Source organism: Streptomyces avidinii, from assembly GCF_045161815.1.
Classification (GTDB): Bacteria; Actinomycetota; Actinomycetes; order Streptomycetales; family Streptomycetaceae; genus Streptomyces; species Streptomyces avidinii.
On the sequence record NZ_CP108863.1, the window covers coordinates 1,599,226 to 1,612,373 of the forward strand.

Below are 13,148 nucleotides of genomic sequence, written 5' to 3' on the forward strand. Positions count from 1 at the left end.
ATGCGACACGCCCGCCACCTGCGACAGCCACGAGAACGCGTGACACCGAGGTCAGGAGGGCGCTACCGTGCCGTCCGCCCCCGCCTCGACCTCGGCCGCGCCCTCGTCGGCCCCCCGGTCCAGCAGCCCGCGCGCGGCGGCGGCCACCCCCGCCTGGAAGCGACTGCCCGCACCGAGCTCCTGCATGATGTCGGCGATGTGGCGCCGGGCCGTGCGCAGCGACATGCCCAGGCGCCTGGCTATGGCCTCGTCCTTCAGCCCGGCCGCGAGCAGCCGGATGATCGTCTCGTGGATCTCCCGGGCCACCTCTTCGAGCCCCTGGCCCGCCGCGGCCGAGAAGGGCGAGGCCAGGTCCCAGGTCTGGTCGAAGATATTGCACAGGTAGGCGACGGTCGACGGCTCGCGGATCACCACGGCGCCCCAGCTGCCGTCGGCGACGGGTATGAAGGCCAGTTCCCGGTCGAAGGCGATCAGCCGGCCGAACAGTTCGTGCGCCGTGCGGTACTGCGCCCCCAGGACGGAGGTGGCGGCGACGTAGGCCTGGCTCGGTCCGTTGAAGCGGGCCGTGTGGTGGTAGAGGGTACGGATCGAGATGCCCCGCTGGAGCATCGTCTCGTCCCGCCGCAGCGCCTCCTGCATCGCCTCCGGCACCCTGCTGCCGCCCCCGGGCTGCGAGCTGAGCATCTCGGTGGTGCAGTTGAGCGAGGCCCGGTTGAGTGCCCCCCGCACGTCCTCCAGGCTCTCCAGGACCTCCAGCGACTCCCCCGTGGAGCGGCGGCCCAGATAGTGCGGCAGGAAGCGCCCCAGGTCCTCGCGGATCCCGCTGATCTCCCGCTGCTGCTCGCGGATCTGCGCCTCCAGGGGCGCGACGAGCTGCTCGGCCGCGGTGTCGGGTGCCACCGCGAAGGCGACCGACGGGTCCACCGGGCTCACGTGGAGCAGGCGGGAGGCGCGCAGGCGGGACACGCTGCGGCGGACCTCGTCCGCGTCGCGCCCCGTACCGACCGCCACCTCGTCCACGTCCACCGTGCGGTGTTCGAGCACCCAGCCGTAGACATCGATGTCAACATCGGCGTTATTCGGATCCGGCTCCACATCAGATATTTGCATTGCCCCACTTTGCACTTTTCACCCCGGGTCGCTTTGCTGCCAGGCACCTTGGTGAGGTGCCCGCCCCCTGGCGCCAGGATATGCAGCACGCCAGCCTGTACAGGACGAACAGCGGAGGGCATCCGGTCACTTCAGGACCCGGACGACCGAAACGGTGCGATCACGCACAGCGTGATCGCACCGTCGCCCGGGGTGCCGTACCTGCCGCTCCTCCTTCACCATCGATCCGGAATCCGGAGCCCCACATGCTGGACAGCACACTCACCGCCCCCGCACCGGAACTGCCCGCCCTGACCCCCCGCGAGCAGGAGGTCCTCGCCTACCTCGCGCAGGGGCACACGTACCGGATGATCGCCTGCCGGATGGGGCTCAGCCCGCACACGGTGGACACCTACCTGCGGCGGCTGCGCAGCAAGACCGGTGCGGTGAACCGGACCCAGCTCACCCACATCGCCTTCCGGCTGGGCTACTGAGCCGGTCGCCCGGCCGGGGCCCCGGACCCCGGGGCCCCGTCCTCGAACTCGCGCATCCGGCGCAGCGGGGAGCACAGCAGGACCAGCGGGGCCACCGACAGGGCGGCGGCGCACACCCACAGCGCGTCCCGCACGCCCAGCAGTTCGCCGAGGAGCCCCGCCAGCAGGCCGCTCAGCGGCAGTACGCCCCACACCAGGAAGCGCATGGTGGCGGTCATCCGGCCGAGCAGGTGCGGCGGGCAGACGGTCTGCCGGTAGGTGACCTGGCAGATGTTGTACAGGGTGACGCCGGCCGACTGGACGAACGACCCCAGGACGAACAGGCCGATCCGCCAGTCCTTGTCGGCGAGCGGGAGCAGCAGCCCGAAGGGCATGGTCACCAGTAGGGACAGCCATGTGAGCCGGGCCGCGCCGACGGCCCGGGTCACCCGGTCCGCGACGGTGGCGGCGAGCACCGAGCCGATCGTGGCCGTCGTCAGCACCCAGCCGACGGCTGCGGGCGGCAGCCCCACGGTCCGGGTCAGGAAGAGCACCTCGATGGCCATCACCGCGCTGAGGAACAGGTTCACGGCAGCGGTGTTGAGGGCGATCAGTCGCAGGATCCGGTGGCTCAGGACGTAGCCCAGTCCCTCACGGATGTCACGCAGCAGGTGGCGGCGCGGGGCGGGCTCCGGCTTCTCCTCGCGGGCGCCGATCCGCCCCAGCAGCACCACGGAGACCAGCGAGGTGACGGCCTGGCCGGCCAGCGTCCCGGCGGCGCCGAGCAGTTGCACCAGGAAGCCGGCGATGCCGGGTCCGGCGAACTCCGCGCCCGAACGTACCGTCTCCAGCTTCGAGTTGCCCGCGATCAGGGTGTCCTTGCCGATGAGCGTCGGCAGGTAGCTCTGGTCGGCCACGTCGCCGAACAGCCGGGCGCAGCCCAGCAGCAGGGCGACCACGTACAGCAGCGGCATCGAGTGCAGGTCGAGCAGGTAGGCCACCGGCAACGCCGTCAGCAGGACGGCGCGCGCCAGGTCGGCGGCCATCATCACGCGGCGCCTGCGCATCCGGTCGACCCATGCCCCGGCGGGCAGGCCCAGCACCAGGAACGCCGCGTGTTCCGCGGCGGCCAGCAGGCCGGCCTGCATCGCCGAGGCGTCCAGGGTGAGCACCGCCATCAGCGGCAGGGCGACGTACGTGATGCTGCTGCCCAGCTCGTTGCAGATGTGCGAGGACATGAAGAGACGGAAGTCCCTGCGCTGCCGGCGCTCCACGGCCTGGACGGAATCGGTGGACTCGTCGGTGGTGACGGACACGGGTGCGTTCCTTGTCTGGGTGCGGACGGGGTCCGCGGGTCGCTGGTTCATCGGGGTGCGGGCACGGGCAGCGCCCTGGGGTCGAGCTTGCCGCCCGGGGTCCGCGGCAGCCGCTCCATCAGTGTCACGGCGGCCGGTACGAGGTACCCGGGCACTTTGGCCAGAAGGTGACGGCGCAGGGCGTCCGGGGTCAGGGGGCTGCCGGGGGTGACGGCGGCCCAGGCGGCCAGCTGCGGTCCGCCGGGCGCGGCGACCGCGCGGGCCACCACGTCGACCACCTCCGGGTGGGCGGCCACGGCCGCCTCCACCTCCTTGAGCTCGACGCGATGGCCGCGGATCTTGACCTGGTCGTCGGCGCGCCCGAGGAAGACGAGCGGGCCGCCGGGTGCGCGGGTCACCCGGTCGCCCGTGCGGTACATGCGCTCGCCCGGGACGCCGGCGAACGGGTCGGCGACGAACCGCTCGGAGGTCAGCGCCGGCCGGCCGTGGTAGCCGCGGGCCAGGCAGGAGCCCGCCAGGTACAGCTCGCCCGGGACGCCGGGGGCCGCCTCGCGCAGCTCCTCGTCGAGGACGTAGGCGCGTACGCCCGCCAGCGGTTCGCCGAGCGGGATCAGCTCGTCGCCCGCGAAGCCGGCCAGTTCCGCCGGTCCGGGCTCGTAGGAGGTGGCGGTGATCGTGGACTCGGTGAGGCCGTAGCAGCTGACCACCGGGGGGTGGCCGGCGGCCGCCCAGGTCACCAGGTCGGCGGTCCGGCCCGCGTCGCTGCCGATCACCACGCGCCGCAGTGCGTCCGGCAGGGGCCGCGGGGCGCGCTCCAGGTCCTTGGCCCACTGTGTCCAGTACGGGGTGGGCAGGTTGACGACGCTGATCCGCTGCTCGGCGAGGAACGGCTCCAGTTCGGCGGGCGAGAGGACGTTGTCGGCGACGAAGACCGCCGTGCCGCCCGTGCACCAGGTGGGCAGTGCCTCCTCCAGACTGACGTCGAAGGCGGGGGCCGCGAACTGCAGCACCGCGTCCCCGGCGGTCAGTCCGTAGCGCTCGGCCAGGGTGCGGACCTGCGCGGCGAGTCCGGCGTGGCCGACCGCGACGGGCTTGGGCATCCCGGTGGAGCCGGAGGTGAAGAGCACGTAGGCGAGGGAGCCCGGGGCGATGTCGGCGGGCGGCGCCGCCGCCGTGGGGGCCGCGGTGGTCGTGGAGGCCCAGAACAGCTCGCTCCCGGTGCGGCGTTGCAGCATCGCGGCCGCGTAGGTGTCCGGGGCGACCGCGTGCCGGGTGCCGGCGGCCTCCAGCAGGGTGCGCAGGCGCTCGTCGGGGGCGTCGAGGTCGACGAGGAGGGGAGCCGCGCCCGCGTACCAGATGCCCAGCAGCCCCACCGCCCAGTGGATGCCGCGGCGCACCCCCAGGAGCACGGTGTCCTCCGGTCCGGCGCCGGCGGCGCGCAGTTCCTCGGCCACCGCGCGGGCCCGCCGGTCGAGCTGGCGGTACGTCAGCTCCCCTTCGGCCGCGCGGACCGCGGTGGCCTCGGGTGCGATCCCGGCCCGGTGCGCGATGCGCAGGGGCACGGGGGTGGTCTCGGTGGGGCTCATGGTGGTGGTGTCTCCTGGGGGTGCGGGCGGGCTCTTCGCGGGGGCGAGGCGCGGTCGGGGCGCGGACGGGCCCCGGGTCAGGTGCGGTCAGGCCCCGTCACGGGCGGGGGCGGGGGCGCAGGGCGGGGCGGGCGGGTGCGGCGGCGGCCTCGGCCAGGCGGGCGGAGATGCCGGCCGGGGTGGGCGTCTCGAAGAGGTCGCGGATGCCCAGGCGTACCCCGAGCTCGGTGCCGATGCGGCCGGTCAGCCGGGTGGCGAGGAGGGAGTGGCCGCCGTGGGCGAAGAAGTCGTCGTCCATGCCCGCCTCCTGGAGTCCGAGGACGGAGGCGAAGATCTCGCAGACCGTCTTCTCCTCGGGGGTCGAGGGCAGCCGGCCGGCCGGGCGGTGCACGGTGGCCGGGTCGGGAAGCGCCTTGCGGTCGAGCTTGCCGTTGACGGTGAGGGGGAAGTGCGGCAGGTGCAGGAAGAGGGACGGGACCATGTAGTTGGGCAGGTTCCGGCCCAGTTCGGCGCGGACCTCCTCGGCGGTGGGCGTTCCGGTGAAGTAGCAGATGAGCCGCTGCTGGCCGGCGTGGTCCCGGTCGACGGCGACGACGGCCTCGCCCACGCCGGGCACGGCGCGCAGCGCGGTCTCCACCTCGCCGAGTTCGATGCGGTTGCCGCGGACCTTGACCTGGTGGTCCTGACGGCCGAGGAAGTCGAGCTGGCCGTCGGCCCGCATCCGGGCGAGGTCGCCGGTGCGGTACATGCGGCTGCCCGGCTCGGCGCGGAAGGGGTCGGGGACGTAGCGCTCGCTGGTGCGCCGGGGGTCGCGCAGGTATCCGGGGCCCACGCCGGTGCCGCCGATGAAGAGCTCGCCGGGCACGCCGGGCGGCACGGGCGCGAGCGCGGCGTCCAGCAGGTAGAGGGTGTTGTTGCGCAGCGGGCGGCCGACGGGCAGCCGGCCGTGCTCCAGCTGGGCGTGCACGTCGGGGCCGATGAAGGCGTGGGTGTTGTCGTCGGAGCACTCCGTGAGGCCGTAGGCGTTGACGATCGCGGCCTGCGGGTGGCGCGCGTACCAGCGGGTGCACAGTTCGGGCGGCAGGACCTCGCCGTTGACGATGAACCAGCGCAGTTCGGGCAGGGCCGGCGGCAGCACCCCGGTGTCCCACAGGTCGACGGCGGCGCGGACGAAGGAGGGCACGGTCTCCAGGACGGTGATCCCCCGGTGGGCGGCGTCGCCGAAGAGGGCGGCGGGGTCGCGGGCCGTGTCCCGGGAGACGAGGTGGACCCGGCCGCCGGTGATCAGCGGGGCGAGCATCTGCCACACGGAGATGTCGAAGGTGAGCGGGGCGTTCATCACCACGCGGTCGCCCTCGCCCAGGCCGAGGTCCTCCACCTTGGCCAGGAGGTGGTTGTTCATGCCCCGGCGGTGGACCATGGCGCCCTTGGGCTTGCCGGTGGAGCCGGAGGTGAAGCAGACGTAGGCGAGGGCGTCGGGTCCGCCGGCCGGCGCCGGGCGCTCGCCGGACGCCGCCGCGTCGTCGATCACCAGGACGGGCAGACCGCCGGGGACCGCGGCGGCGATCTCCTCGGCTCGGGCGCGCTGTTCGGGGGCGGCCAGCAGCCGACCGATCCCGCCGCTCGCGAGGAGGTCGGCGGTACGGGTGACGGGGCCCTCGGGGTCGAGGGGGACGTACGCCGCTCCGGCTCCCAGGATGCCGAGCATCGCGACGGGGACGCGGGCGGTGGGCTCGCTGAGTACGGCGACCAGGTCGCCGGGGCGCACCCCGTCGGCGAGCAGGGCCAGGGCGAGGGCGTCGGCGCGGGCGACGAGGGCCGCGTAGCCGATTTCGCGGCCGGTGTCGTCGGTGAGGGCGACGGCGTCCGGGCGGCGCTCGGCCTGCTGCCGTACGCGCTCGGTGACCTCCGCGTACTGCTCGTCGCGCGCGGTGTCGTTCCATTCGACCAGGACGCGGTGGCGTTCGGCCGGGGAGAGCAGGTCCACGGTGCCCACGGGGCACGACGGGTCCTCGGCGACGGCCTCCAGGAGCCGGGCGAGGCGCTCCAGCAGGGCCCGGGCGGTGTTCCGTTCGAAGACGTCCGGCCGGTAGTCGATCTGCAGGCGCAGCCGGTCGCCGGGGATGGCGGTCAGCGAGAGCGGGTAGTGGGCGGCGTCGTACGGGTCCACTCCGGTGACGCGGAGCCCGCCCGCACCGAGGGCGGCGAGGCCGGCCGCGTCGACCGGGTAGTTCTGAAAGGCGACACAGGAGTCGAAGAGCTCCCCCGCTCCCGCGAGGCGCTGGATCTCGACCAGCCCCAGGTGGTGGTGGTCGATCAGCCGTGCCTGCTCGTCCTGGAGCCGCTCGAACAGCGCGACGAGGGACTCGGCGGGGTCGATGCGGACGCGGACCGGCACGGTGTTGATGCACAGGCCCACGATGTCGGCGACGCCGGGCAGTTCGGGGTCGCGACCGCTGACGATGGCGCCGAAGACCACGTCCTCGGAGCGGATCTGGCGGCCGAGCAGCAGCGCCCAGGCGCCCTGGAGCAGGGTTCCGGAGGTGATCCGGTGGCCGCGCGCGAGCGCGCCCAGCCGTTCGGTCAGGGACGCGGGAAGGTACGTCTCGACGCGGTCGGGCAGGACCGAGCCGGGCGGCGGGGACACGGGCGCGGTGCGGGTCCCGCCCGCCAGCCCGTCCAGCGCGCGGGCCCAGGCGTCCTGGGCGGCGGTCGTGTCGCGGCTGTGGAGCCGGCTCAGGAAGGCGGAGTACGGGGTGACGGGGCCGAGCGGCGCGTCGTCGGCGTGGTGCAGGGCGAGGAGTTCGCGCACCAGGACCGGCCAGGACCAGCCGTCCATCAGGATGTGGTGGTAGGTCAGCAGCAGCCGGTGGGAGAGCGGGCCGGTGCGGATGAGGGTGAAGCGCAGCAGCGGCGGCCGGGCCAGGTCGAAGCGCGTGGCCCGGTCCTCGGCGAGGACGGTGTCGACGGCGGCGGCGCGGTCGCTCGCGCCGAGCCCGGTCAGGTCCACCTCCTGCCAGGGGGCCCGTACGCCGCGCCGGACGACCTGGGCGGGTTCGCCGGTGGCGCGGCGCAGGAAGCCGGCGCGGAGGTTGGCGTGCCGCCCCAGGACGGTGTCCGCGGCGGCGCGCAGCCGGTCCGCGTCGAGGGGGCCTTCGAGGTCGAGGAGCAACTGGGCCACGTAGACGTCGCGTTCGTCCTCGTCGAAGAGGGCGTGGAAGAGGATGCCGTCCTGGAGCGGGGAGAGCGGCAGGACGTCCTCGACCAGGGAGCGGGCGGCGGCGGGAGCGGGGGTGGGCGCGGAGGCGGGGGTGGGCGCGGAGGCGGACGGCGGGTGGTTCATGGTGGTGTTCCTTCTGTGGTCAGGCGGTCTGGGTGCGGCGGGCCCGGCGCACGATCGGCGGGTCCTCGGCGCCGGCGCCGGTGGCCGCGGCGGCGGGCAGGGCCGCAGCGAGTTCGGCGACGGTGGGGCCGGTGAAGAACTGGCGGATGCCGACGGCGGCCGCGAACCGCGCCCTGACCTCGGCGAGCAGCTGGGTGGCGAGCAGGGAGTGCCCTCCCAGGTCGAAGAAGCTGTCGTGGACGCCGATGGGTCCGACGCCCAGGACCCGCTCCCAGATCGCGCACAGGGCGCGCTCGTCGTCGGTGCGCGGCTCCTGGTGGGCCGCTGCGGCGCCGGTCGTCGCCGGGTCCGGCGCGGGCAGGGCCGCCAGGTCGGTCTTTCCGTTGGCCGTCACAGGGAAGGCGCCCAGCAGGGTCAGGGTGGTGGGCACCATGTAGTCGGGCAGCCGGGCGCGCAGGTGTTCGCGCAGTTCCTGCGGGGTGGGGGCGGGGGCTCCCTCGGCGGGGACCGCGTAGCCCGCGAGCGCGGGACCGGCGGCCGTGTCCAAGACCATGACGGCGGCCTGGCCCACCGCCGGGTGGCCGGCCAGGGCGTGCTCGATCTCCCCGGGTTCGATGCGCAGCCCGCGGATCTTGACCTGCCGGTCGGCGCGGCCGAGGTACTCGACCTGGCCGTCGGTGTTCCAGCGGGCGAGGTCGCCGGTGCGGTACATACGTGCGCCCGGGGGGCCGTAGGGGCAGGCGACGAAGCGTTCGGCGGTCAGCGCGGCCCGGCCGAGGTAGCCCTGTGCGAGTCCGGCGCCCGCGATGTACAGCTCGCCGATGACGCCGGGCGCGGCGAGGCCGAGCCGGTCGTCGAGGACGTGGAGCTGCGTGCCGTCGAGCGGGCGGCCGATCGGGACCTGCCCGTCGGGGGCGTCCTGGCCCGGGCCCACGGCGAAGGTCGCGGCGAAGGTGGTGGTCTCGGTGGGGCCGTAGGCGTTGGTGACGGTGGTGCGGGGGCAGGCCTCGCGGACCCGGCGGACCATGGACGGGGAGGCGGCCTCGCCGCCGGTCATCACCTCGTGCAGGGCGCCGAGTGCGGGCAGGCAGCGGTCGGCGAGGACGTTGAAGAGGGTGGCGGTGAGGAAGGTCCCGGTGACCTTCTCCTCGGTCATCAGCCGGGCCAGCCCGTCGACGTCGAGGTCGCCGGGGGGCGCCACGACGACGAGTCCGCCGTTCAGCAGCGGCACCCACAGCTCGTAGGTGGAGGCGTCGAAGGCGTGCGGGGAGCGGAACAGGACCCGCTCGTGCGCGCCGCCGCGCCAGCGCCGGTCGGTGGCGAGGGCGACGACCTCGCGGTGGGAGACGGCCACGCCCTTGGGAGCGCCGGTGGAGCCGGAGGTGTACATCAGGTAGGCGAGGGCGTCGGGATGTCCGGCCGGCCCGGCCGTCGCGGCTTCCGCAGCCCCCTCGGCGGGGACGGCGTCCGGGCGCAGGACGTGGCGCGGGCCCGCCGGCAGGGGCTCGCCCTCCGGGACGTCGGTGACGAGGACGACGGCCCCCGACGCGGCGATCACGGCCTCGGTACGGGCGCCGGGGGCCCGGGCGTCCAGGGGCAGGTAGGCGGCCCCGGCCTTGAGGATGCCCAGGCAGGCGGCCACCAGATCGGCCGAGCGGTCCATGAGGACGGCGACGGCCTCGCCGGGGCGGACGCCGAGGGTGCGCAGCCGCCCCGCGAACAGCTCGGCCCGCGCGTCGAGTTCGGCGTAGGTGGTCCCGCGGCCCGCGCAGAGCACGGCGGGCCGGTCCGGGTGGGCGGCGGCCCGCTCCTCGAAGGCCCGGTGGACGGTGCGGTCGTCGGGGGCGGTGGATGCGCCCTGCCAGTGCTCCAGGAGGTCGGCCTTCTCCCCGGGCAGCAGCACGTCGAGTGCGGAGACCGGGATCCCCGGTTCGCAAACAACGGCGCCGATCAGGTGGACCAGCCGGTCCAGGAGGCGCCGGGCCGTCCCCTCGTCGAACAGATCGCTCGCGTATTCCAGGCCGAGGGCCAGGCCCGCGGGTGCTCCGGTGACCGGGTCGTGGAGTTCCTCGACCTCCAGGGTGAGGTCGAACTTGGCGGTGTCGGTGCGCACCGCCTCCACCTGCGCGGCCAGGCCCGCGAAGGCGGGGATCTGCGGCTCGCCGCGCTGGGCGGAGACGGCGACCTGGAAGAGCGGGTGCCGGGCGGGCGAGCGGGCCGGGTTGAGGCGTTCGACCAGCGATTCGAAGGGCAGTTCCTGGTGTGCGTACGTCGCCAGGGCAGCGGCGCGCACCCGGTCGAGCACCTCCGTGAAGGTCGGGTCGCCGGAGGTGTCCGCACGCACGATCAGGGTGTTGACGAAGAGGCCGACGAGGTCGGTGAGGGCTTCGTCGTCACGGCCGTCGACGGGGCAGCCGAGCGGCAGGTCGGTGCCGGCGCCGAGGCGGGTGAGCAGGACCGCGAAGGCTGCCTGGACGGCCATGAACGGCGTGGCGCGGCCGTCCCGGGCCAGTGCGGCCAGACCCGCGTGGGCGGCGGCGTCGGTGCGTACCTCCACCACCGCGCCCCGGTGGCCGGCCACGGCCGGGCGCGGCCGGTCGGCGGGCAGCGGCAGTTCGTCGGGCAGGCCGTCGAGGACCGCCGCCCAGTGGGTGAGCAGCCGGGCGTGCAGGGAGGCGGGATCCTGCGCCGGGCCGAGGAGTTCGCGCTGCCACAGGGCGTAGTCCGGGTACTGGACCGGCAGTTCGGGCCACTCGGGCGGCCGGCCGGCGGTCCGCGCGGTGTAGGCGGCGGCGAGGTCGCGGACGAGGATGTTGACGGAATGGCCGTCGCCCGCGATGTGGTGCAGGACCAGGAGCAGGTAGTGGTCCTCGTCCCCGTCGGTGAAGAGGTCGGCGCGCAGCGGCGGTTCGGTCCGCAGGTCGAACGGCCGGGACGACGCCTGCGCGGCCCGCCCGGCGCACTCGGCGGGCGGGCAGTCGGTGACGGTGAGCACCGGGGCGGCGTCCGCGGGGTCCAGGACCCGCTGGTGGGGGCGGCCCGTCTCGTCGGGGAAGACGGTGCGCAGCGCTTCGTGGCGGGCACTCACGTCCGCGAGGGCGGCGCGGAGGGCGGCGCGGTCGAGGGCGCCGCTGAGCCGGAGCCCGACGGGGATGTGGTAGAGCGCGCCGTCGGCGCCGTCGCGGGCGTGGAACCACAGCCGCTGCTGGGCGTGGGACAGAGGGATCACAGCAGGGCTCCGAGCTGGGATTCGAAGGTGTCGAGGTCGGCCTGGCTGACCTGGGTGAGGGACACGTCGGAGGGGGTCAGGCCGCCGGCGTCCGGGCGTGCGGCGTGGGTGACGATCGCGCGCAGCATGGTGAACCACTCCTGTGCGAGGTCGTGGACCCATGGCCCCGGGAGGGCGTTGCCAGCCCAGGTCCAGGTGGCGCTGAGGGTGAGGCCGTCCGGGCCCTCGTGGGCGGCCGCGTTCACCTCCACGGCGTGCGCCATCGGAAGTCCGTCGTCGGCGTCGTCGAGGGCGAAGGCGTGGCCGGGTGCGGCGTCCCAGGGCGCGTCGCCGCCCATCGGGAACCGGCCGAGGTAGTTGAAGCCGATCTGGGGTATGCCGCGCGCGGCGAGGTCCGGTCCGGTACGGGAGTTGAGGTGGCGCAGCAGGCCGAAGCCGATGCCCTTGTCCGGTACGGCGCGCAGTTCCTCCTTGACCAGGCGCAGCGCGGCCCCGATCGCCGGTCCGCCGGCCCGGGCCTCGTCGAGGTCGGGGCGGCCGAGGGCGAGGCGGACGGGGAAGACGGTGGTGAACCAGCCGACGGTGCGGGACAGGTCCGTGCCGTCGGCGATGTCCTCCCGGCCGTGCCCCTCGACGTCGACGAGGACGGCGCCCTCCTCGTCGCCCTCCTCATGGCCCTCCCCGTCGCCCTCCTCGTGGCCCCCGACCTCGCCGTCGGCACTGCGCCGGCCGAGCACGGCCAGGGCGAGGGCGGTCAGCAGGACGTCGTTGACGGTGCCGTTGACGAGGCCGGGCGCGGTGGTGAGCAGGGGGCCCGTGACATCCGGACCGAGGGTGAGGGTGAGGGTGTGTTCCGGGCTCTCGGGGTCGAGGCCGCCGGGCGCGCGGACCCCGGCGAGGGCCTGCGGGGCCTCGCGCAGGGCGGCGGCCCAGCGGTCGGCCTCGGCGGTCCGGCGGCCGGAGGTGGCCTCCGCGCGCAGCAGGTCGGCCCAGTGCGCGAAGGGGGTGTGGGCCGGTTCCAGTGCGGGCTGGCGGCCCTCGGCGAGGGCTGCCGCGCAGGTCCGCAGGTCGTCCTGGAGGATGCGCCAGGAAACGCCGTCGACGACCAGGTGGTGGACGACGAGCGCGAGGCGTCCCTGCTGTCCGGCCCCCCGGTCCAGGAGCACGGCGCGCAGCATGCGGCCGTCGCGGGGCGAGAGCAGCCGCCGTGCGGCCCGCATCCGCTCCCGGGTCAGGGCGGGCAGTTCCCCGTCGCTCCTGCCCCGGACGTCCACGTGGTCCAGCAGCTCCGCCGCGGTGACGGAGCCCGCGGGGGGTACGACCGGCTCGGCGCCGGCCGCAGCGATCCCGTCGGGCAGCCGCAGCCGCAGCATCTCGTGGGTGTCGAGGAGGGCCTGCACGGTGCGTTCGGCGTCCGCCGCCCCGAAGCCCGGCGGGGTGCGCAGCACGAGCGACTGGTTGTACGTGTCGACGGGGCCGCCGAGTTCGGCGAGCCAGCCCATGATCGGGGTGGGGGTCAGCGGGCCCAGCCGGCGCGGGGGCACGGCCGGGCCGGCGCTCTCCCGTACCCGGCCGTGGGCGCGGGCGGAGGCGGCGAGCGCGTTCACGCTCTCGGCGCGGAGCACGTCGCGGGTGGTGAGGACGAGGCCGGCCGCGCGGGCGCGGCTGACGACCTGGATCGCCTGGATGCTGTCCCCGCCCAGCCCGGTGAAGCTGTGGTCCGCGTCGACCTCCCCCCGGCCGAGGACCTCGGCGAAGAGGCCGCGCAGGATCCGTACGGGATCGGGCCCGGCCGGCCGCCCGGTGCGGTGGGCGGTCTCAGCCACGGGGCGTGTTCCCGGCGAGGGCGGCCACCAGGGAGGCGGGTCGCATGTCGGTCCAGACGCGCTCCACGTGGTCCAGGCAGGCCTGGCGGCCGTCGGGGCCGTGCACCGCGCTCCAGCCGGCCGGGACGGGGTTGGCGGCGGGCCACAGGGAGTGCTGGAGCTCGTCGTTGCGGACCACGACGTAAGCGGCGTTGTCGTTCTCGAAGGGGTTGCTCATGGCGGTTCGCCTTTCGGGTCGGGTGCGGTCGTACGGGGCGTACGGCGCGTCTCGAAGCGGGGGGGATGA

General features: G+C 74.9%; 8 protein-coding genes. 1 reads left to right on the top strand and 7 read right to left on the bottom strand.

All coding sequences use genetic code 11. The annotated features are described in order from the left end of the window. Positions 1-51: 51 nt before the first annotated feature. Complete coding sequence (locus tag OG373_RS07240; protein ID WP_405436801.1) at positions 52-1,110, bottom strand: LuxR C-terminal-related transcriptional regulator; 1,059 nt, start codon at positions 1,108-1,110, stop codon at positions 52-54. Positions 1,111-1,355: 245 nt separating this feature from the next. Between OG373_RS07240 and OG373_RS07245 the strand changes: the two genes are divergently transcribed. Continuing rightward, entirely contained in the window at positions 1,356-1,583 is a 228-nt protein-coding gene (locus tag OG373_RS07245; protein WP_030388977.1) for a response regulator transcription factor, read from the top strand. On the opposite strand, the gene OG373_RS07250 is transcribed toward OG373_RS07245, so the two are convergent. The 6 genes from OG373_RS07250 to OG373_RS07275 form a co-directional block, all read right to left on the bottom strand. After that, positions 1,577-2,878, bottom strand: coding sequence for an MFS transporter (locus OG373_RS07250; protein WP_397729447.1), 1,302 nt, complete (start codon positions 2,876-2,878; stop codon positions 1,577-1,579). The genes OG373_RS07245 and OG373_RS07250 overlap by 7 nt on opposite strands. A gap of 47 nt (positions 2,879-2,925) precedes the next feature. After that, a complete protein-coding gene (locus OG373_RS07255; RefSeq protein WP_405436802.1) occupies positions 2,926-4,464 on the bottom strand; it encodes an amino acid adenylation domain-containing protein in 1,539 nt (512 codons plus the stop codon). 97 nt (positions 4,465-4,561) lie between these two features. Beyond that, positions 4,562-7,807 carry an amino acid adenylation domain-containing protein gene (locus OG373_RS07260; protein ID WP_405436804.1) on the bottom strand — a complete coding sequence of 1,082 codons (3,246 nt, stop codon included), beginning with the start codon at positions 7,805-7,807 and terminating at the stop codon, positions 4,562-4,564. Between the two features lie 19 nt (positions 7,808-7,826). Further along, complete coding sequence (locus OG373_RS07265) at positions 7,827-11,036, bottom strand: non-ribosomal peptide synthetase (protein WP_405436806.1); 3,210 nt, start codon at positions 11,034-11,036, stop codon at positions 7,827-7,829. Then, the gene (locus OG373_RS07270; RefSeq protein ID WP_405436808.1) at positions 11,033-12,862 is read right to left on the bottom strand and encodes a condensation domain-containing protein; all 1,830 of its coding nucleotides are present in this window, start codon (positions 12,860-12,862) and stop codon (positions 11,033-11,035) included. The genes OG373_RS07265 and OG373_RS07270 overlap by 4 nt, the downstream gene beginning before the upstream one ends. Next, on the bottom strand, positions 12,855-13,079 hold the full coding sequence (locus OG373_RS07275) for an MbtH family protein (protein ID WP_405436809.1): 225 nt from the start codon (positions 13,077-13,079) through the stop codon (positions 12,855-12,857). Before OG373_RS07275 ends, OG373_RS07270 begins: the two co-directional genes overlap by 8 nt. Positions 13,080-13,148: the final 69 nt, after the last annotated feature.